The sequence below is a fragment of the Pseudomonas sp. GW531-T4 genome, assembly GCF_017349615.1.
Lineage (GTDB): Bacteria > Pseudomonadota > Gammaproteobacteria > Pseudomonadales > Pseudomonadaceae > Aquipseudomonas > Aquipseudomonas chlororaphis_I.
In genome coordinates this window covers 155,266-174,943 of sequence record NZ_JACMZT010000005.1, presented here as the reverse complement: position 1 = coordinate 174,943, position 19,678 = coordinate 155,266, and the positions used below count along the sequence as shown (strand labels likewise).

Genomic DNA, 19,678 nt, shown 5'->3' with positions numbered 1-19,678 from the left:
CGGTGGCCTGAGCCGGCCGGGGAGACCGATTTCAGTAACTCTCGAGCGTGGCGCTGGCCAAACCGGGAAAGTCTGTAATCAGGCTGTCTACGCCGAAGTCGGCGAGCCTGCGCATCAGTGCAGGCTCGTTGACTGTCCACACCGACACATGCAAACCCTGACGCTGCGCCCGTTGCAGCCGCTCCGGGGTGCAGAGTGTCCAGTTCAACGCCAGAATCTCGCAGCCGTAGCTTTGCGCGACCTTCAACGGGTCGAGCCAGGCGTATTCGGCGACCAGCCCGCGCGACAGATCCGGGGTCAATTCGACAGCCGCCTTGAGCACTTCCCGTGAACTGGAGGTGACGGTGACCTTGTCCAGCAGGCCGAAACGCTGGGCCATTTCGCGAATCGCCAACACCGTGGTGGCGGCACGGGTGCGCGAGGCGCTCTTGACCTCCAGCTGCCAGTGCTCGAAGTCGCACTTTTCGAACAGCTCTTCCAGGCGCGGGATCGGGCAGGGCGTGACCCAGCCCGGGCCACCCTTGCGGGCGTCGTAGGTCACCAGTTCTTCGGCGCTGTGTTCGACCACCTTGCCGCGGCGGTCGGTGGTGCGCTTGAGGGTGGGGTCGTGGATCACCATCAGCTCGCCGTCCATGGACAGGTGCAGGTCCAGCTCGCAACGGCGTACGCCATGCTTGAGGCACTGCTGGAAGCTGGTCAGGGTGTTTTCCGGTGCTTCGCCTTTAGCGCCGCGGTGGCCATAAATCAGGGTCACGATTGCTCCTTCACGGAAATTTTTCCATTAGATGGTCAGTGCTGCGCGATGGGGCCACAGGTCAGTCGGCGGCCGGGTCGTTCTGCTCTCGGGCCTGGCGACGTTCCTGGGCTTGCTTCTGCAGGATATAGCGCGCCAGCAACTGGCGTTGGGCGTCGGTCAATGATTCGAACTCGGTACCGATTTCGAACGTGCCGAAACTGCGGGTTTCACAGTGGGTGACCTTGGCCCGCAACAACAGGCCCAAGGCCTGGGGCATCAGCAGCAGCTTGACCGCCAGGTGGGTGCCGGCCGGGTAGGACAGGTGATGTTCGAACTCGATGCCGCCTTCGGAGAGAATCACCCGCTGCGGTTCGCCGAACTTGCCGAGCACGGTCTGCGCCACCACCTGGCTGAGCAGGTCGATGCGCTTGTTCATGGTCTTGAGGTAGTTGGCCAGGGTCCGGTCGCGCTCGCTGACCTGGCGCAGCAGGTGCTGCGATTCGAATTCGCTCAGATGCAACTCGCTGAGCAGGTTGAACAGCGGCGACGCATCCTGCAACACTTCCTTGCTCGCCGCTTCGTGGGCGGACAAGGGGCTAATTTCCAGTGCGATCGTGTCCTCGATACGGTAGTATTCGCGGCGATCTTCTTCATCTAATGTCGACATGGCGAACCCATGGTAGCGGCGGTGGTCTGAGTGTAAAGCTGCTTACCTGGACCCGCCACAAGGACGTCTTCTTTTCCTCCGAACAAGCCCCGACATGTTCAGACCTCTCTTCGTATTTATTGGCACGCGTTATACCCGTGCAAAGCGTCGCAATCATTTCGTGTCATTCATTTCCCTGACCTCGATGATCGGACTTGCCCTGGGCGTGGTCGTGATGATCGTCGTGCTGTCGGTGATGAATGGCTTCGACCATGAGATGCGCACCCGCGTGCTGGGCATGGTGCCCCACGCGACCATCGAGTCCGGTGAGCCGATCAGCGACTGGCAAGGCCTGGCCGACAAGGTCCAGCAGAACCCCAAGGTGCTGGCGGTTGCGCCCTTCACCCAGATGCAGGGGTTGCTGACCAATAACGGCCAGGTGCAGAAAGTCCTGCTCAACGCCATCGATCCGGCCAAGGAACGCCAGGTTTCGATCATCGATAACTTCATGAAGCAGGGCAAGCTGGACGACCTGGCGCCCGGCAGCTTCGGCATCGTGATCGGCGACAAGGCAGCGACCAAGCTGGGGGTTGGCCTGGGCGACAAGCTGACTTTCGTCGCGCCCGAGGTCACGGTGACCCCGGCCGGGATGTTCCCGCGCATGAAGCGTTTTACCGTGGTCGGCATCTTCCATGTCGGCGCCGGTGAGCTGGACGGCTATCTGGGCCTGACCAACCTCGACGACCTGGGCCGCCTGCACCGCTGGAAGCCGGATCAGGTCCAGGGCCTGCGCCTGAAGTTCGACGACCTGTTCCAGGCGCCACGCACCGCCTGGGAAATTGCCGAGCATCTGGGCGAGAACCAGTACTACGCCCGTGACTGGACCCGTACCCACGGCAACCTGTACCAGGCCATCCGCATGGAAAAAGCCATGATCGGCCTGCTGTTGCTGCTGATCGTCGCTGTTGCCGCCTTCAACATCATTTCCACCCTGGTGATGGTGGTGAACGACAAGAAGGGCGATATCGCGATCCTGCGCACCCTGGGGGCGACGCCGGCCAGCATCATGGCGACCTTCATGGTCCAGGGCACGGTGATCGGTGTGATCGGTACCTTGATCGGCGCCGTGGTCGGGATGTTCGCGGCGTTGAACGTCAGCGCGGCGATCTCGGCCCTCGAAGGCCTGATCGGGCACAAATTCCTCAATGCCGACGTGTACTTCATCGACTACCTGCCATCGCAACTGATGGCCGAAGACGTGTTGATGGTCTGCGGTGCGGCACTGGTCCTGAGTTTCCTCGCCACCCTGTATCCAGCCTGGCGTGCCGCGCGCACCCAGCCTGCGGAGGCGCTACGTTATGAGTGAGTTGGGCATGAGTGAAAAAGCAATTCTGAGCTGCCGCGACCTGGGCAAGTCCTACGAGGAAGGTCCGGAGTCGGTGGTGGTGTTGTCCGGCCTGCAACTGGAGTTGCACCCGGGCGAACGGGTGGCGATCGTCGGTACCTCCGGTTCGGGCAAAAGTACCTTGCTCAACCTGCTGGGCGGCCTCGACACGCCAACCAAGGGCAGCGTCTGGCTCGACGGTGAAGAGCTTTCGGCACTGAGCGAGAAGGGCCGCGGCCTGTTGCGCAACCGCTCCCTCGGTTTCGTCTACCAGTTCCACCATTTGCTGCCGGAATTCACCGCGTTGGAAAACGTCTGCATGCCGCTGCTGATTGGCAAGACCGCGATCCCGGAAGCCCGTCAGCGGGCCACGGCCTTGCTGGAGCGGGTCGGGCTGGCCCATCGCCTGGAGCACAAGCCGGCCGAGCTGTCCGGTGGCGAACGCCAGCGTGTGGCCATCGCTCGCGCCCTGGTCAACAAGCCAGGGCTGGTGATGCTCGACGAGCCGACCGGCAACCTCGATTCCCACACCGCGCAAGGCATTCAGGACTTGATGCTGGAACTCAGCACCTCGATGCGTACCGCGTTCCTGGTGGTGACCCACGACATGAACCTGGCTCGCCAGATGGATCGCGTCCTGCACCTGCAGGAAGGTTGCCTGACGCCCATCTGACTGGCTGCAACCCGGCGCCTGAAACAGGCGCCGGGTCTTTAATTTCCATACGGTGCCCCAGCGAATGTTCAGACCGTTATCGATCTTTATCGGCACGCGCTATACCCGCGCCAAGCGCCGCAATCGCTTTGTTTCCTTCATCTCCATGACCTCGATGATCGGCCTCGCCCTGGGCGTGCTGGCGATGATCGTGGTGTTGTCGGTGATGAACGGTTTCCAGCGCGAAATGAGCTCGCGCATCCTCGGCATGGTGCCCCACGCCACCATCGTCGGCGTCAAGCCGATCGACGACTGGCAGCCGGTGGCCGCCGCGGCGATGAAAAATCCCGAGGTGACGGCCGCGGTGCCGTTCACCGAGATGGAGGGCATGCTCTCCTACAAGGGCTCGATGCAGCCGATTCAGATCAGCGGCATCGACCCGGCCCAGGAAGGCAAGGTCTCCATCGTTGCCCAGCACATCGTGCAGGGCCGTCTGGATGCCTTGAAACCGGGCGAGTTCGGGGTGGTGATCGGTGAGATCACGGCACGCCGCTTCCGCCTGAATGTCGGCGACAAGCTGACCCTGATCGTGCCGGAAATCAGCTCTGCGCCGGGCGGCATCACCCCGCGCATGCAGCGTTTGAACGTGGTCGGGGTGTTCAAGGTCGGGGCCGAACTCGACGGTTCCATGGGCTTGATCCATGTGGCCGATGCCGCCGAGATGCAGCATTGGCAGCCGAACCAGGTGCAGAGCGTGCGCCTGGCGGTCAAGGACCTGTACGCCGCGCCCAAGGTTTCCAGCGACATCGCGGCCAGCCTGGGCGCTGGCTTCAAGGCCGATGACTGGACCCACACCCAGGGCAGCCTGTTCAGCGCGATGAAGATGGAAAAGACCATGATCGGCCTGTTGCTGCTGATGATCGTCGCCGTGGCCGCGTTCAACATCATCGCCACGCTGATCATGGTGGTGAACGACAAGGGCGCGGACATCGCGATCCTGCGCACCATCGGCGCCACGCCACGGCAGATCATGGCGATCTTCATGGTCCAGGGCACGGTGATCGGCATCGTCGGCACCTTGATCGGTGGCGTGCTGGGGGTGATCGCGGCGTTGAACGTCAGTGCGCTGGTGGGTTGGCTGGAACGGGTCAGCGGCCAGCACATCTTCAGTTCCGACGTGTACTTCGTCAGCAACCTGCCTTCCGAGCTGCAGGGCGGCGACGTGGCCCTGATCTGCACCGCGGGTTTTGTCCTGAGTTTCCTGGCGACCCTGTATCCAGCCTGGCGCGCGGCGAAGGTCGAGCCGGCGACGGCGTTGCGTTACTCCTAAGGCCCAAGCCCGCTATCGCGAGCAAGCTCACTCCTCCGGGGAGCTTGCTCGCAACCCCTGCGCTAGTCCTGCCTCGGCAACTCAATCACAAAGCTCGTCCGGCCCTGCGCCGATTCGCAACGAATCTGCCCGCCATGGGCGCGGATGATCGATTGAGTGATGGCCAGCCCCAAGCCTGCATGTTCACTGCTGCCTTCATGGCGCGCCGGGTCGGCGCGGTAGAATCGGTCGAACAGTCGTGGCAAGCGTTCAGGCGGAATACCTTCGCCGGTGTTTTCCACCCGCAGGAATGAACCCTTGGCGGTCTCGCCAAGCCGCACCCGCACTTCGCCGCCAGCCGGGGTGAAGCGCAGGGCGTTGTCCAGCAGGTTGGAAAGGGCGCGACGCAACATGCTGCGGTCGCCCTGGATCTTCGCACTGCCTTCGCGCCCCAGGGCGATGCCGGCGTCTTCGGCCAGCGGCGAATAGAACTCCAGCAGCATGTCGGTTTCGTCACCCAGCTCCAGTGCTTCGCGCTTTGGCGTCAGCAGGCCATGGTCGGCCTTGGCCAGGTAGAGCATGTCGTTGACCAGTTGGGCCATCCACTGCAGCTCTTCGAGGTTGCTGTGCAGCGCTTCGCGATAGTCTTCCAGCGCCCGTGGGCGGGTGAGGGTGACCTGGGTGTGGGTCAGCAGGTTCGACAGTGGGGTGCGCAGTTCATGGGCGATGTCCGCCGAGAACGCGGAGAGACGCTGGAAGGAGTCGTCCAGGCGCCCGAGCATGGCATTGAAGGCCTGGGCCAGTTCGGCCAGTTCGCCGGGCATCTGCTGCTCCGGCAAGCGCTGGGTCAGCGAGCTGGCTGAAACACCCGCGGCGACCTCGCTCATCCGCCGTAACGGACGCAGGCCGCTGCGCGCCGCCCAGGCCCCGAGCAGCGCAGTGGCCAGTGCCGAAAGGCCGACGGTCAGCCAGATCAGGTGCTGCATGCGTTGCAGGAAGTGCTGGTGGTGGGTGATATCGAGCATCAGGGTCAGCTCTGGCGAGCCGGCCTGGCCGGGCTCCAGGGCTGCACTGTAGATGCGGTAGGCGGTACCGTCGTGTTGCAGACTGTGCAGTCCGGTCGGCTGGGCCGCAGTGGCCGGCAACCCCTTGGCGCTGTCGAACCAGACGGCGCCATCCGCGCCTGTGACCCGCAGCGTCAGGTCCGGTTGATGGCTGAGTTCATCCTGCAACTGCGCCTTGCGTTCGGCAAAGCGTTGCGGGTCGGCGGCGCCCTGCAGCGCACTGCGCATGGCGATCAGCTTGCCTTCCAGCAGTTGCTGGTCGAGTTCGATGAAGTGCGCCTCGCTGGCGCGGCTGAACAGCACCCCGGCGAGCAGCGAAACCACCGCGGTGCAGCCGGCGAACAACAGGGCCAGGCGCCCACTCAGGGTCAAGCGGCGCATCAGGCCTGGCGCTCTTCGAGCACGTAGCCCATGCCGCGCACGGTGTGGATCAGCTTGTTGGGGTAATCGTCATCGATCTTCAGGCGCAGGCGGCGGATCGCCACTTCGATGACATTGGTGTCGCTGTCGAAGTTCATGTCCCAGACCTGAGAGGCGATCAACGTCTTGGGCAATACTTCGCCCTGGCGTCGCAGGAGCATTTCCAGCAGCGAGAACTCCTTGGCGGTGAGGTCGATGCGTTGGCCGTTGCGTTCGACCCGTCGGCGAATCAGGTCCAGGCGCAGGTCCGCCAGTTGCAGGGTGGTTTCCTGGGGCGTGGAGCTGCCGCGGCGCAGCAGGCTGCGAACCCGGGCCAGGAGTTCGGAGAAGGCGAAAGGCTTGACCAGGTAATCGTCGGCGCCCAGCTCCAGGCCGTGAACCCGGTCTTCCACCGCATCGCGCGCGGTCAGGAACAGCACCGGTATCTCCAGCCCGGCGCCGCGCACGGCTTGCAGGATCTGCCAGCCATCGCGGCCCGGCAGCATCACGTCGAGAATCAACAGGGAATAGTCGCCGGTCAGCGCCAGGTGTTGGCCGGTGGTGCCATCGGCCACCAGCTCGGCATTGAAGCCGGCCTCGCTCAGGCCCTGGCGCAGGTAGTGGCCGGTTTTCGGTTGGTCTTCGACGATCAGCAATTTCATGGGCGACTCATGGCAAATGGAACGCGGGCTTTATACCGTGGGCAACGGCCGCTTGGCACAAGCTGACAAAGTTGTAATTTAGCAGTCAGCCAGCTGGCAGCGGTGCGGCCTTAGAGTTTCACACACGCTGAACCTCATCTTATTGGAGTACGACTATGTTTTTGCCCAAGAGTGTTTTACCTCGTTCGTTGACGCTGGCCGCGTGTTTGCTGGCATTGGGTGCACCGGCCTGGGCATCGCCGGCGCAGACCTACGATTTCGGTCAGGCGGCCTCGGCGGCCAAGGCCACGCGTACGGTGGAAGTGGTCATGAACGACATGTCCTACACCCCCAAGAGCCTGGACATCAAGGCTGGCGAGACCGTGCGTTTCGTCTTGATCAACAAGGGCCATTTGCTGCATGAGCTCAATCTCGGTACCGCGGCCATGCATGCCGAGCACCAGCAGGAAATGCTGAAGATGCAGCAGAGCGGCATGCTGACACCTACCGCGATGAAGAGTATGCCCGCCGGGGCCATGGATCACGCCGCCATGGGGCATGGCGCGATGCCCGGCATGAAGCACGACGATCCGAACAGCGTGCTGGTGGAGCCGGGCAAGACCGCTGAGCTGACCTGGACCTTCAGCAAGGCCGGCAGCCTGGAGTTCGCCTGCAATATCCCGGGGCACTATCAGGCGGGCATGGTCGGCAAGCTGACCGTCAGCCAGTAAGCGCCTGGGGCTCAAAGGCGGAGGCAAAGACTGATAGAATCGCCTGATTCTTCAGTCAGGTTTCCGCCATGCATCCCGCAGCCGAACATTCGCCGCTGGGCAAGTCCAGTGAATACGTCTCCACCTACACACCGTCCTTGCTGTTCCCGATCCCGCGGGCGGCGAAATGGGCCGAGCTGGGCCTGAGCGCCGACACCCTGCCTTATAAAGGCGTGGACTTCTGGAACTGCTTCGAGCTGTCCTGGCTGCTGCCTTCCGGCAAGCCGGTGGTGGCCATCGCCGAGTTCAGCATTCCGGCGGACTCACCGAACATCATCGAGTCGAAGTCGTTCAAGCTGTACCTCAACTCGCTGAACCAGACCCCTTTCGCGGATCGCCAGAGCCTGGAAGAAACCTTGCGTGCCGACCTCTCGGCGGCGGCCGGCAAGCCGGTGGGCGTGCGGATCCGCAGCCTGGGCGAAGTGGAGGCGGAAGGTGTGGTGGCCTTGCCGGGGACCTGCATCGACGAGCTGGATATCAACGTCAGCAGCTATGAACATCCACGTCCGGAGCTGCTGCAGTGCGACAGGTCGCGGATTGTCGAGGAGAGCGTGCACAGCCATCTGCTCAAATCCAATTGCCCGGTCACCAGCCAGCCGGACTGGGGCAGCGTGGTGGTGGAGTACCGTGGCCCGGCGCTGGACCACGCCAGCCTGCTGGCCTACCTGGTGAGCTTCCGTCAGCACTCGGACTTCCATGAGCAATGCGTGGAGCGGATTTTCCTCGACCTGCAGCGCTTGCTGCAGCCGGAGAGGCTCACGGTGTATGCGCGTTATGTGCGTCGTGGTGGCCTGGACATCAACCCGTATCGCAGTACCGAAACAGCGAGTTTCGCCAACTTCCGACTGGTTCGCCAGTAATGAAAAGCCCCGCTCTGGTAGCGGGGCTTTTTTTGTCTGTAAGGGGTTAAATCCCCATGTTGCCGAGGGTTTGCACGATGTTGCGCAAGGTGCCGGCAATGGCGGGGTGCTCAAGCTCGAAGCGTTCGACGGCGAGGTTGACCCCGTCGGCCAGGCTGGTGTCCTGGGTGGCGTTTTCCAGTTTGAGCTCGAGCTCGATCTGTTGCATCAATTCCTGCAGATTGGCGCGTTCTGCTTCCGAAAGCGGTGGGTTCTGCTCCAATTGCTCGCGCAGGGTATTGAGCTGTTCTTGCAGTTCGCGGGCAGGCATGGCGTTCTCCCTTCATTGATAGGCACAGCCATGGACCGCGCCGATTCGCTAAAGGTCCATGTCTGAACCTTAGCGTAATCCACTCGCGGGCAATGTGCATGATCTTGATCAAGTCAGGGTTTTTCACCCTTCAGGCGACGCTGGCCGATGTCGGCGAGGCAGGTCGGCAGCTCTCCCAGATGGTCGATCACCGAGTGCACGCCGAGGCTGAATAGATGCAGGGTCGCCTTGCCACGCTTGAGCTCGCGTTCCTGCTGACTCAGCGCCTGCCATTGCGCCGGGCTCATGCCACAGAGCGAACCGCAGGACGCCAGGCCGATGGTCCACAGGCCGGCGTTGAGGCCCGATTGCAGCAGGCGCGGTTCGCCGCTGACCAGCACGCAGCCGTCCAGCCGGCTGGCATTCAGGGCCATCAGCGCCTGCCAGCAGGCATCGGGAGCAGGCCAGCGGGAGCCTGTGTTGGGGGAGGCGATGACCCAGTCGGGTAGTGAACTCGCCAGGCGCTGGCTGAGACTGTCGGGCAATTCGTCGAGCCAGGCGCAAGGTACGCCTTGTTGTTGCAGGCTGTGCAGGATGTCCAGGGCGCCGTGGGTGGCGTGGGCCTGTTCCAGGACCGGGTGATCGGCGCTGTGCAGGCGCATCCGCGCGCCGAAATCCACCAGGCAACCGCTGAGGCCAAAGAGCACGGCGGTCAAGGTGGGGGCGGATACAGGCAAGGCTTCGGCGTGAGGCATCGTGACGTCCCTGAAATACCTTGCAAGCGTATCGACGGCAGATGACCGTTGGGTGACAGCCTCGTGAACAGGCCATGCAAACGAGGGGGGAGAGGGCTAAGCGCTGCGCCAGTGCTGCATAAATGGATATATCCGACTTATACTAGCGCGCTTACCGCCAGGGCATAGCGCCCGCGACAGTACAATCCAAGGAGTTTCTGCTATGCGCTGGAGCAATCGTCTCGCTCAGCTTATGTGTGCCGGCATGCTGCTGGTGCCGGTTTTGGCCCACGCTGCGGAAGACGATCCGTGGGAAAGCATCAACCGCCCGATCTTCACCTTCAACGACACCATCGATACCTATGCGCTGAAACCCTTGGCAAAAGGTTATCAAGCCGTAACGCCGCAATTTCTCGAGGACGGCATTCACAACTTCTTCCGTAACATCGGTGATGTCGGCAACCTGGCCAACGATATCCTGCAGGCCAAGCCCCATGCCGCTGCCGTCGACACTGCGCGGCTGTTGATGAACACCACCATCGGCGTAGCGGGCTTTTTCGATGTGAGCACCAAGATGGGTTTGCAGCGTAACGATGAAGACTTCGGCCAGACCCTGGGTTACTGGGGGGTCGGCAGCGGTCCTTACGTGATGCTGCCGTTCTTCGGTCCGAGCACCCTGCGCGACGCGCCGGCCAAGTATGTGGACAGCTTTACCGACGGTTACCGTTATGTGAACGACGTGCCGGTACGTAACAGCGTGTTTGCCCTGGAGGTCGTCGACACCCGCGCCAGCCTGCTGTCGAGCGAGAAGCTGATCAGTGGCGACAAGTACACCTTCATTCGCAATGCCTACCTGCAGAACCGCGAATTCAAGGTCAAGGACGGCAAGGTCGAAGACGATTTTTAAGCTTTGACCCAGTCATGAAAAAGGCGGCCTCGAGGCCGCCTTTTTTCATGGGTTTCAGAATCAGTTCATCTTCAGGATTGTAAGGCCAAGTTTCTGGCCGTTGCCTTCCAGTTCGGTGACCCAGACCACTTCGGTGTCCGCTTCCAGTCCCCTGAGGGCAGCATGGTCGGAATCGATACGCACGCTGAGCTGGTCGCCAACCTTGAATGAGCGTGGTGCCCGGACCTGCATGCCACTGCTGGAAAGGTCGATACAGACGGCTGAAATCACCTGGCCCTGATGGATCAGCGTGACCTCTGCATCCACCCGCATGCGGATGTAATCGCGCTTTTCACTGTAGTCACGATCGTTTGGGCTCATAGGCTCCATCCTGCGTTTAAGTTGCGGATTTGTCTGTTCTTATAACTCCCGGTGATTTGAGGTGTAAAGACGTCCAGCGACCATCGGCATGAGCTTGAAACGCCCCGCGGATGGGAGTACCGTCTGCGCCTTAGAAGGGCACCTCTGATGGTCGAGCGTGCAGGGCTACGGGCCCTGGCTCCGTTTCCAGAGTGGCTAGAAAGCGAATCCAGTAGTGTGTGTCCAGGCCTCGTGCCCAGCCACCTACGCCAACCTAATTCTGGCGCCGTTTGCCCACATGCCAAAAACCAGTGCCACGCTGCTGATAATCGATGACGACGAAGTAGTGCGCGCGAGCCTCGCGGCCTATTTGGAAGACAGTGGCTTCAGCGTCCTGCAGGCCAGTAACGGCCAGCAGGGACTTCAGGTGTTCGAGCAGGAAAAGCCCGACTTGGTGATCTGCGATCTGCGCATGCCGCAGATGGGCGGCCTCGAACTAATCCGTCAGGTAACCGACATCGAGCCGCAAACCCCGGTCATCGTGGTTTCCGGTGCCGGTGTGATGAACGATGCCGTCGAGGCCCTGCGCCTGGGCGCAGCGGACTATCTGATCAAGCCGCTGGAAGACCTCGCGGTGCTGGAGCATTCGGTGCGCCGGGCACTGGATCGTGCGCGCCTGCTGCTGGAAAACCAGCGCTACCGGGAGAAGCTGGAAGCCGCCAACCGTGAGCTCGAAGCCAGCCTGAGCCTGTTGCAGGAAGATCAGAACGCCGGGCGCCAGGTGCAGATGAACATGCTGCCGGTGAGCCCCTGGACCATCGATGAGTTCAAGTTCGCGCACCAGATCATCCCGTCGTTGTACCTGTCCGGTGATTTCGTCGATTACTTTCGTGTCGACGAGCGCCGCGTAGCCTTTTACCTGGCGGATGTTTCCGGACATGGCGCGTCATCGGCCTTTGTCACGGTGCTGCTCAAGTTCATGACCACGCGCTTGCTGTTCGAGTCCAAGCGCAATGGCACTTTGCCGGAATTCAAGCCGTCGGAAGTTCTTGGCCATATCAACCGTGGTCTGATCAGCTGTAAGCTGGGCAAACACGTGACAATGGTCGGTGGCGTCATCGACGAGGAGACGGGCTTGTTGACCTATAGCATTGGCGGACACCTGCCATTGCCTGTGTTGTACACGCCAGACAGTGTGCGTTACCTGGAAGGGCGCGGTCTGCCGGTAGGCTTGTTCAATGAAGCCACCTATGAAGATCACATTCTGGAACTGCCTCCGAGCTTCAGCTTGACGCTGATGTCTGATGGCATTCTGGACCTTTTGCCGGAACCCACACTCAAAGAGAAAGAGGCCGCCTTACCTGAACGGGTGAGAACGGCAGGCGGCAGCCTGGATGGTCTGCGGCAAGTTTTTGGATTGGCCACGCTAGGGGAGATGCCGGATGATATCGCCCTGTTGGTGTTGAGCAGGAATCTTTAATGAGTACCGGTAGAATCCAGTTCGCCGAGCAGGACGGCACCTTTGTCCTGAAGTTTATCGGTGAAGTGCGCCTGACCCTGTGTTCGGCGCTGGATGCGACTATTGAGCGGATCTTCACGGCGCTGAATTTCTCGGCGATCGTGATCGACCTGACCGAAACCCGTAGCATCGACAGCACCACCCTGGGCCTGCTGGCCAAGCTGTCGATCCTGTCGCGGCAAAAGGTCGGCCTGTTGCCGACCGTCGTCACCACCCACGAAGACATCACTCGGCTGCTGCAGTCCATGGGCTTCGATCAGGTGTTCAACATCGTTGACCGTCCGATCCCATGCCCGGAATGCCTGACCGACCTGCCATCCCAGGACCAGTCGGAAGAGGTGGTGCGGCTCAAGGTGCTGGAAGCGCACAAGATCCTCATGGGTTTGAACGACTCCAATCGCGAGGCGTTCCACGATCTGGTGAATGCTCTGGAACGTAACTGATCCGATAAAAGCGGCAGCGCATAAAAAAGGGCGAACCCACGAGGGTTCGCCCTTTTGCGTTGGCGCTCGCTCGATCAGAGCTTGGCGGCCAGCAGTGCCTCGAGTTTTTCCTGGTCGCGGGCGAACTGACGAATACCTTCGGCCAGTTTCTCGGTAGCCATCGCGTCTTCATTGGAGGCCCAGCGGAACTGCGCTTCGTTCAGGCTCTGGCGGGCTTCGCCAGCATGGCCCGGCGTCAGTTTGCGCTCCAGCTTGCCGGTATCGGCGGCCAGCTTCTCGATCAGGTCGGGGCTGATGGTCAGGCGGTCGCAGCCGGCCAGTTGCTCGATCTGGTTCAGGTTACGGAAGCTTGCACCCATGACCACGGTCTTGTAGTCATTGGCCTTGTAGTAGTTGTAGATGCGGGTCACCGATTGCACGCCCGGATCGTCGGCGCCGGTGTAGTCGTTGCCGCTGGCCTTTTTGTACCAGTCGTAGATACGGCCCACGAACGGCGAGATCAGGAACACGCCGGCCTCGGCGCAGGCGATCGCCTGGGCGAAGGAGAACAGCAGGGTCAGGTTGGTCTGGATGCCTTCGCGTTCCAGTTGCTCGGCAGCGCGGATGCCTTCCCAGGTGGAGGCAATCTTGATCAGTACACGATCACGGCCGATGCCAGCCTTGTCGTACAGCTCGATCAGTCGATGGGCACGCTTGAGCATGGCGTCGGTGTCGAACGACAGGCGTGCATCCACTTCGGTGGAAATACGGCCCGGGATCAGTTTGAGGATTTCTTTACCCACCGCGACGCCAAAACGGTCGCTGGCCAGGCCGACATCGCCCTTGACGTCGCTGACGCAGGCATTCAGCAGCTCGGCGTAACCCGGAATGGCCGCGGCCTTGAGCAGCAGGGAAGGGTTGGTGGTGGCGTCTACCGGTTTGACCCGGGCGATAGCGTCGAAGTCGCCGGTGTCGGCAACCACGGTGGTGAACTGCTTGAGTTGTTCCAGCTTGGAAGTCATGAGTGTGCTCTGTCCTGTGGGTCTGTTGACATTACCCGAGCGCTGACAGCCGCTCAAGGGCGTGAAGAGGTAAGCGGAGGCCTAAACAAGCCCCAAGGGCAACAACCTGAAAAACAGGTGTTTGAATGCTGGGGCGCTATCCGTTTACTACGATGCCAAAACACCCGTCAGGTTCAACCCGCGCGACCGTTAGCGACCTTCGAGCAACTGCCCCGCCTGATCCAGCAGCGCCAGCGGATCCTTGGCCTTGTGGATGTCCACCGAGAGCAGTTGGCGGAACTTGCGCGCCCCCGGAAAACCAGTGCCCAACCCCAATACATGGCGAGTGATGTGGTGCATGGCGCCACCCGTGGCCAGGTGCCTGGCGATATAAGGCCGCAACTGCGCCAGCGCCTCGGCTCGGGAAATCACCGGCGCCGTGCTGCCGAACAACTGCTGATCCACTTCCGCCAGCAGATACGGGTTGTGATAGGCCTCGCGGCCCAGCATCACCCCGTCGAAAGTCTGCAGGTGCTCATGGCAGGCTTCCAGGGTCTTGATGCCGCCGTTGAGGATGATCTCCAGTTCGGGGAAGTCCGCCTTCAGCTGCGCCGCCACATCATAACGCAGGGGAGGAATGTCACGGTTTTCCTTCGGCGACAGCCCCTCAAGAATCGCGATCCGCGCATGCACGGTAAAGCTGGTGCACCCGGCCTCACGCACCTGGCCGACGAAATCGCACAGTTCTGCATAACTGTCGCGGCCATTGATGCCGATCCGATGCTTGACCGTCACCGGAATGCTCACCGCATCGCGCATCGCCTTCACGCAATCGGCCACCAGCCCCGGATGCCCCATCAGGCACGCGCCGATCATATTGTTCTGCACCCGATCGCTCGGACAGCCAACGTTGAGGTTCACCTCATCGTAACCATGCTCCTGCGCCATCCGCGCACAAGCCGCCAGATCCGCCGGCGTACTGCCACCCAACTGCAACGCCAAGGGATGCTCGGACTCGTCATGACGCAGAAAACGCTCATGATCGCCATTGAGCAACGCACCAGTGGTAACCATCTCGGTGTAGAGCAGGGCATGCTTGGACAGCAGGCGCAGGAAGAAGCGGCAATGGCGGTCAGTCCAATCCATCATCGGCGCCACAGAGAAGCGGCGAGAAAGGACTGGCGAAGCAGTTGGAGCAGGAGATAAGAGCATTGGGCAATCTGGATGGGTGAGGCGAAGGAGGAGAAGTTTATCAGGAATGGCGTTCCGGGGTTGGGAGGGCGCGCGTACCAGGAGGATGAATGGTCTTCGTTTCTTATATTCCGGTCGGTTGTATGAACAGCGGCAGGGTAATAAAAAGCGGGCAGCCTTAAGGTTGCCCGCTTTTTTGTTTGGTCCGATAGCTGCTTGGTTAGGCGAATTTTCGCTGCATTTGAATCACTTGAAGCAATCTGCCAACTCCCTGGCGCGATTCCCAGCCTCTTGCCGCGCCGCCTGATCCACCTCATATCCCAGGATGGTCTTTTCCACGATCAACGCGTGCACCTGGGTAACTCCGACGAACTTCAGCCAGGCCTCGACGTAGGGCTTCTGGAAGTCGAAGCGCTCTGCTGGTGTGTCGGATTGCGGCGAGAAGTCGAGGCCGCGGGCGTAGGCGACGACCGCGGTTTTGTTGTGCAGCAGGCCGCGCAGGCCGTGTTCGGCGGTGAAGCTGAAGAGGATGTCTTTCTGCGTGACCAGGTCGATGAAGTGCTTGAGCTTGTAGGGAATGCTGTAGTTCCACAGGGGTACGGAAAGTACCAGCAGGTCGGCGTTGTGCAGGTGGGCGGCGAGGGTTTCGAGGGTACTCCAGGCGTCTTGCTGGTCGGGGGACAGGGCTATGCCTTGCAGGCCGGTGTATTTGGCGTCCATGGCGTGCTGGTCGAATTCCGGCAGGTCCAGGCTCCACAGGTCCAGGGTGCTGACTTCGGTGTGGGGATGGTGGGTCTGGTAGCGGTCGATAAAACCGCGGGCGATTTGTTGCGAGGCGGAGCGCTCTTTGCGGGGGGAGCATTGGATATGCAACAGGCGGGTCATGACGGCATCTCGGAGGAGGAATGCCGGCATTGCAACATAGCGCTTGGCGGAATATAAATCGTAAATAAATGGCTGATTGATCACGTATCTCTATATGTTCGATGTTCTGTTGCTCAAGACTTTTGTGACGGTGGTGGACGAGGAAGGCTTCAGCCGTGCCGCCGAGCGGCTGCACCTGACACAGTCGGCGGTCAGCGGGCATCTGCGGCGCCTGGAAGAGCAGGTTGGCAAGCCGTTGCTGACCCGTACCACGCGTTCCCAGCATTTGACCGCCGATGGCGAGCGCCTGATGGCCTATGCCCGCGCCATCCTCGCCTTGAACCGCGATGCCTGGGCCGAGCTGACGCGTTCGCCGTTTCACGGCCGGGTGCGGATAGGCATGTCCGAGGACTTTGTCGAGCCCCGCCTGCTGCGCCTTTTGCAGGAGTTCGCGGCGCAGTACCCGGGCATGGAAATCGATATACAAGTGAATATTCCCGGCACGCTGCTGGAGCGCATGCAGCAGGGCGGTCTTGAGGTGGTCATCGGTTCGCTGTGTGAAACCCGTGAGTCGGGCCTGCTGCTGTGGCAGGAACCGCTGGTATGGGCCAGTTCCGCGTACCTGGTCGGGCGCTTGCCGACACCCTTGCCGCTGGCGCTGTTTCCCGAGCCATGCCCTTATCGGGCGGTGGCCCTGCAGCGTCTGGCGCAAGCGGGAATCGCCCAGCGTACGGCAATGCTTTGCCCCAGCAACGCGGCGTTGCGCACGGCCGCCCTGTCCGGGTTTGCGGTGGCGCCGATAGCGACGAGTCAGGTGGGGCAGGGGCTTGCGGTGTTAGGGGCCGAGCATGGCTTGCCGGCATTGCCCGATGCGGAGTTTCGGTTGTTCACGGCCAAAGATGCCGATCAGGGCATAGTGGCTGCGTTGTCCCAGGTAATCGTGGCCTATTGTGCGGCGCGGCGGGTCTAGCCGTCGGCCTCAGCGGCGCGACTGCCCGAAGGGGCAGTCGCTTGAGCGAAGGTCAGAGATCCAGACCTTCCTGGATCACCGACAGCAGGGTGTCTTCATTGAGTTCGAGCGGGTCCGGCCTGGTTTTACCGGGACCTGGAACCGTCTGGATCAGCCAGTGCCCCTCGCCATGCTCGCTGCCGCTGCGCAGCATGTAGCGCTCCGGGCCTTTGCCATGGATTTCGACACGCCCGGCGCCACCGCTGGTGAAGCGGGCGATGGGGTCGAGGAGGATGCTTTTATGGTTGCCCTCGATCAGCAGTTGATCGATGGCATAGTTGAAGGTGGCGCCAGAGGAGTGGCTCTCGAACACGCGAGTGGGGACGCGCCGGATATTCAGGCCGACCTCTGACAAGGGTGTCAGCCAGGTCTCGACCTGGTGGTACATCTCATAGACCTGTGCAGGCCACAGCTCGATGGCCTTGTCTGCCGAGATGTCTTCCTTGGCCCAGCTGTCCTGTTTTTGTTTCAGCCTTGCGGCGAGTTCATCGACCTTACTCATTCCGATTTCCTATCGTGATGTGAGGGTAAGTGTAGTCTCGGAAGGTACTTTACCTTGGCGGACGGTGACCAGCGATTCCTAACCCTCTACTGGATGACGATGCTTGTATTGTGACGAGGTGTTTTTTATATATCCCTGATGGGCATCAGAAAAATGCTCTACATTTTCAGACGGTGCCACCCTGAATTGTCCGCTATTACCTCTTAGGATTGGCCAGCCCGGCTGCATCGCATGCCTTACCTTGCCAGGATGATGCTTTGCCTATCCCGATTCACGATCCTCACCATTCTTCCGATCGAACCTTGAAGCGGCTGCCGCTGCTCAAGGCCGCGGTGGTATTCATTTCGATGGTTTGCCTGTGCCTGTGCGGCCTGCTTTATCTGCAGCTGGCGCAGTCCTATCACTACGATATGGCGCGGGCGCAGGTCGCCTCGTCGAACCTGACCCGGGCCATGGCGCAACAGGCCGAGGACACCTTCATTGAGGCCGACCTGGTGCTGGCCAGCCTGGCCGACTGGATTCAGAAGGACGGTTATGGCCCGGCGCAGAAGCCTTTCCTGCAGAAGATCTTTGCGCAGAGGGCGCAGGCGCTCAAACAGATGCATGGGCTGTTCCTGTTCGACCGGACGGGGCAATGGGTGGTCACCTCGTTCGATCGCTTGCCCCGCGGCGAAGGCGTGGCCAATCGGGACTACTTCCGCTTTCATCAGCAGAACACTTCCTTGCTGGCTCATGTCGGGCCGGCGATCCGCAGCCGGGAAAACGGTGAGTGGATCATTCCGCTGACACGGCGGCTGAACGACAGGCAGGGCAATTTCGAGGGCGTATTGCTGGCCGGCATCAGGCTGGCCTATTTCGACCAGTTCTTCAAAAGCTTCGATATCGATGACAGCGGCACCATGTTCCTCGCCCTGTCCGATGGCACCTTGCTGGCGCGGCGCCCGCTGGAGGAGCGGCAGATCGGCGCGTCCCTGGCGCGCGGGGAAATTTTCAGCAAGTACTTGCCCGAGGCGCCCTCGGGCACTGCGATGATTCGCTCGCTGGTCGACAAAAAGATGCGGCTCTACGGCTATCGCCAGCTGGAGGCCTACCCGCTGGTGGTAGGCGCGGCCAGCTCGAAGGATGCGGTCCTCAAGGACTGGTATGCCAGCGCCTACCAGTCCAGCGCCATTGTCGCCCTGGTGGTGCTGGGCATCGGCCTGTTCGGCTGGGTGTTCGTGCATCAGCTGCGCAACGGCGAACGCATCGAGGCGGACCTGCGGGCCGCGCAGGCGGCGCTGGAGGTGATCGCGACCCATGACAGCCTGACCGGCCTGGCCAATCGCCGGCTGCTCGAGCGGGCGCTGGAGACCGAGTTCGGGCGTGGAGGGCGGCAGGCGAGCCCGCTGAGCCTGATCATGCTCGATATCGATTTTTTCAAGCGCTACAACGACACCTACGGCCATGTCGCCGGAGACCAGTGCCTGGCCGAGGTGGCGCAGGTGCTGAGGGATTGCTGTCAGCGCAAGGCCGACCTGGTGGTGCGTTATGGCGGGGAGGAATTCGTGGTGCTGTTGCCTGACACCGAGATGCCGGGCGCCCTCGCCATGGCCGAGCAGATTCGTCGCAGCGTCATGGAAAAACACATCCCGCACACCGGCTCGCCCTTTGGCCGGGTCACTCTCAGCCTGGGGTGCTACTGCTTCGTGCCGAGCGGGCGCGACAGCATCGAGGCGTTCCTCGAACACGCCGATGCCGCGCTGTATCAGGCCAAGAAATCCGGGCGCAATCAGGTGGCGATCGAGAGCGTCAACCAGCCGTTGGCGCGCTCGGACCGCTGACAGTCAGGCTTGGTCCTGATCCGGGTAGCCCAGCTTGCGTTCGAGCTGTTGCCTCACTTGTGGCCACTCATCGTCGATGATGCTGAAGCGCACCGAGTTGCGCTTGCGCCCATCGGGCATGATCCGTTCATGACGCACGATGCCTTCCTGCTTGGCTCCCAGGCGCAGGATGGCGTTGCGCGATTTCTCATTGATTTCGTCGGTGGTGAATTGCACTCGCACACAGCCGAGCACCTCGAAGGCATGGCGCAGCATCAGGTACTTGGCTTCGGTGTTGACGAAGGTTTTCTGCCAGCGCGTGGCGATCCAGGTGCTGCCGATTTCCAGCTTGCGGTTCTTGCGGTCGATCTTCCAGAAGCGGGTGCAGCCGATCACCTCGTTGCTGGCCTTGAGGACGGTGGCGAAGGGCTGGACTGTGCCAGCATCGCGGCCGCCGAGGGCAATCTGCAAGTAATCGTTCACAGTCTCGCTGGACGGCACCACGGTGAACGGCAGGTTCCACAACTGGCCATCCTCGGCGGCCTTGACCAGGGCGTCGGCGTCGGAGAGTTGCAGCGGTCGCAGGAGGATTCGCGGGCCTTCCAGTGTTTCCATGACAGGTTTTTCCGGCAGTGATGGAG

Annotated in this window: 22 protein-coding genes; 10 read left to right on the top strand and 12 right to left on the bottom strand. The window is 61.6% G+C overall.

Going from position 1 to position 19,678, the window contains the following annotated elements; translation table 11 throughout:
* Window positions 1-31: 31 nt before the first annotated feature.
* Complete coding sequence (locus J4D28_RS06110; protein WP_016704935.1) at window positions 32-754, bottom strand: glycerophosphodiester phosphodiesterase; 723 nt, start codon at window positions 752-754, stop codon at window positions 32-34.
* Window positions 755-815: 61 nt separating this feature from the next.
* Window positions 816-1,403: a PilZ domain-containing protein gene (locus J4D28_RS06105; protein ID WP_009047976.1), complete on the bottom strand. Its 588-nt coding sequence runs from the start codon at window positions 1,401-1,403 to the stop codon at window positions 816-818.
* A gap of 94 nt (window positions 1,404-1,497) precedes the next feature.
* Between J4D28_RS06105 and J4D28_RS06100 the strand changes: the two genes are divergently transcribed.
* The 3 genes from J4D28_RS06100 to J4D28_RS06090 all read left to right on the top strand — a co-directional run bounded on the left by J4D28_RS06100 (window position 1,498) and on the right by J4D28_RS06090 (window position 4,748).
* Window positions 1,498-2,748 (top strand): lipoprotein-releasing ABC transporter permease subunit, encoded by a 1,251-nt coding sequence (locus J4D28_RS06100; RefSeq protein ID WP_016704934.1) that lies wholly within the window; start codon window positions 1,498-1,500, stop codon window positions 2,746-2,748.
* 7 nt (window positions 2,749-2,755) lie between these two features.
* Complete coding sequence (gene lolD / locus J4D28_RS06095) at window positions 2,756-3,439, top strand: lipoprotein-releasing ABC transporter ATP-binding protein LolD (protein ID WP_164485193.1); 684 nt, start codon at window positions 2,756-2,758, stop codon at window positions 3,437-3,439.
* A 64-nt stretch (window positions 3,440-3,503) separates the two neighbouring features.
* Window positions 3,504-4,748 carry a lipoprotein-releasing ABC transporter permease subunit gene (locus J4D28_RS06090; RefSeq protein WP_009047979.1) on the top strand — a complete coding sequence of 415 codons (1,245 nt, stop codon included), beginning with the start codon at window positions 3,504-3,506 and terminating at the stop codon, window positions 4,746-4,748.
* Window positions 4,749-4,810: 62 nt separating this feature from the next.
* Here the strand turns inward: J4D28_RS06090 and J4D28_RS06085 are convergent, their stop codons facing one another.
* Together J4D28_RS06085 and J4D28_RS06080 are read right to left on the bottom strand one after the other, a co-directional pair.
* Window positions 4,811-6,172, bottom strand: a complete 1,362-nt coding sequence (locus tag J4D28_RS06085; protein WP_016704933.1) for a heavy metal sensor histidine kinase — start codon at window positions 6,170-6,172, stop codon at window positions 4,811-4,813.
* Complete coding sequence (locus J4D28_RS06080; protein WP_007926961.1) at window positions 6,172-6,852, bottom strand: heavy metal response regulator transcription factor; 681 nt, start codon at window positions 6,850-6,852, stop codon at window positions 6,172-6,174. The genes J4D28_RS06085 and J4D28_RS06080 overlap by 1 nt, the downstream gene beginning before the upstream one ends.
* Window positions 6,853-7,007: 155 nt before the next feature.
* Here J4D28_RS06080 and J4D28_RS06075 point away from each other — a divergent pair, with 155 nt between their 5' ends.
* Both J4D28_RS06075 and queF read left to right on the top strand, forming a co-directional pair.
* Window positions 7,008-7,562, top strand: a complete 555-nt coding sequence (locus tag J4D28_RS06075) for a plastocyanin/azurin family copper-binding protein (RefSeq protein WP_016704932.1) — start codon at window positions 7,008-7,010, stop codon at window positions 7,560-7,562.
* Window positions 7,563-7,630: 68 nt separating this feature from the next.
* Complete coding sequence (gene queF / locus J4D28_RS06070) at window positions 7,631-8,461, top strand: NADPH-dependent 7-cyano-7-deazaguanine reductase QueF (protein ID WP_101282061.1); 831 nt, start codon at window positions 7,631-7,633, stop codon at window positions 8,459-8,461.
* A gap of 46 nt (window positions 8,462-8,507) precedes the next feature.
* On the opposite strand, the gene J4D28_RS06065 is transcribed toward queF, so the two are convergent.
* A complete protein-coding gene (locus J4D28_RS06065; RefSeq protein WP_007926964.1) occupies window positions 8,508-8,771 on the bottom strand; it encodes a DUF4404 family protein in 264 nt (87 codons plus the stop codon).
* 113 nt (window positions 8,772-8,884) lie between these two features.
* A complete protein-coding gene (locus J4D28_RS06060) occupies window positions 8,885-9,505 on the bottom strand; it encodes a hypothetical protein (protein ID WP_009047983.1) in 621 nt (206 codons plus the stop codon).
* 202 nt (window positions 9,506-9,707) lie between these two features.
* Here J4D28_RS06060 and J4D28_RS06055 point away from each other — a divergent pair, with 202 nt between their 5' ends.
* The gene (locus J4D28_RS06055) at window positions 9,708-10,391 is read left to right on the top strand and encodes a VacJ family lipoprotein (RefSeq protein WP_009047984.1); all 684 of its coding nucleotides are present in this window, start codon (window positions 9,708-9,710) and stop codon (window positions 10,389-10,391) included.
* A gap of 60 nt (window positions 10,392-10,451) precedes the next feature.
* On the opposite strand, the gene J4D28_RS06050 is transcribed toward J4D28_RS06055, so the two are convergent.
* Entirely contained in the window at window positions 10,452-10,751 is a 300-nt protein-coding gene (locus J4D28_RS06050) for a PilZ domain-containing protein (protein ID WP_009047985.1), read from the bottom strand.
* A 277-nt stretch (window positions 10,752-11,028) separates the two neighbouring features.
* On the opposite strand from J4D28_RS06050, the gene rssB reads away from it, so the two are divergent.
* A complete protein-coding gene (rssB, locus tag J4D28_RS06045) occupies window positions 11,029-12,210 on the top strand; it encodes a two-component system response regulator RssB (RefSeq protein ID WP_007926968.1) in 1,182 nt (393 codons plus the stop codon).
* Window positions 12,210-12,692 carry an anti-sigma factor antagonist RssC gene (gene rssC, locus J4D28_RS06040; RefSeq protein ID WP_007926970.1) on the top strand — a complete coding sequence of 161 codons (483 nt, stop codon included), beginning with the start codon at window positions 12,210-12,212 and terminating at the stop codon, window positions 12,690-12,692. Before rssB ends, rssC begins: the two co-directional genes overlap by 1 nt.
* A gap of 74 nt (window positions 12,693-12,766) precedes the next feature.
* Here the strand turns inward: rssC and tal are convergent, their stop codons facing one another.
* The 3 genes from tal to J4D28_RS06025 form a co-directional block, all read right to left on the bottom strand.
* Window positions 12,767-13,693 carry a transaldolase gene (tal, locus tag J4D28_RS06035; protein ID WP_009047986.1) on the bottom strand — a complete coding sequence of 309 codons (927 nt, stop codon included), beginning with the start codon at window positions 13,691-13,693 and terminating at the stop codon, window positions 12,767-12,769.
* A 189-nt stretch (window positions 13,694-13,882) separates the two neighbouring features.
* Window positions 13,883-14,884: a tRNA dihydrouridine(20/20a) synthase DusA gene (gene dusA / locus J4D28_RS06030; RefSeq protein ID WP_103330844.1), complete on the bottom strand. Its 1,002-nt coding sequence runs from the start codon at window positions 14,882-14,884 to the stop codon at window positions 13,883-13,885.
* Window positions 14,885-15,109: 225 nt separating this feature from the next.
* Window positions 15,110-15,748, bottom strand: coding sequence for an FMN-dependent NADH-azoreductase (locus J4D28_RS06025; protein WP_103330843.1), 639 nt, complete (start codon window positions 15,746-15,748; stop codon window positions 15,110-15,112).
* A 94-nt stretch (window positions 15,749-15,842) separates the two neighbouring features.
* Between J4D28_RS06025 and J4D28_RS06020 the strand changes: the two genes are divergently transcribed.
* Window positions 15,843-16,697, top strand: coding sequence for a LysR substrate-binding domain-containing protein (locus J4D28_RS06020; RefSeq protein ID WP_009048077.1), 855 nt, complete (start codon window positions 15,843-15,845; stop codon window positions 16,695-16,697).
* A 52-nt stretch (window positions 16,698-16,749) separates the two neighbouring features.
* On the opposite strand, the gene J4D28_RS06015 is transcribed toward J4D28_RS06020, so the two are convergent.
* Window positions 16,750-17,238, bottom strand: a complete 489-nt coding sequence (locus J4D28_RS06015) for a hypothetical protein (RefSeq protein ID WP_009048078.1) — start codon at window positions 17,236-17,238, stop codon at window positions 16,750-16,752.
* Window positions 17,239-17,495: 257 nt separating this feature from the next.
* On the opposite strand from J4D28_RS06015, the gene J4D28_RS06010 reads away from it, so the two are divergent.
* A complete protein-coding gene (locus tag J4D28_RS06010) occupies window positions 17,496-19,058 on the top strand; it encodes a sensor domain-containing diguanylate cyclase (protein WP_009048079.1) in 1,563 nt (520 codons plus the stop codon).
* A 3-nt stretch (window positions 19,059-19,061) separates the two neighbouring features.
* On the opposite strand, the gene J4D28_RS06005 is transcribed toward J4D28_RS06010, so the two are convergent.
* Window positions 19,062-19,652 (bottom strand): GNAT family N-acetyltransferase, encoded by a 591-nt coding sequence (locus tag J4D28_RS06005; protein ID WP_016704926.1) that lies wholly within the window; start codon window positions 19,650-19,652, stop codon window positions 19,062-19,064.
* Window positions 19,653-19,678: the final 26 nt, after the last annotated feature.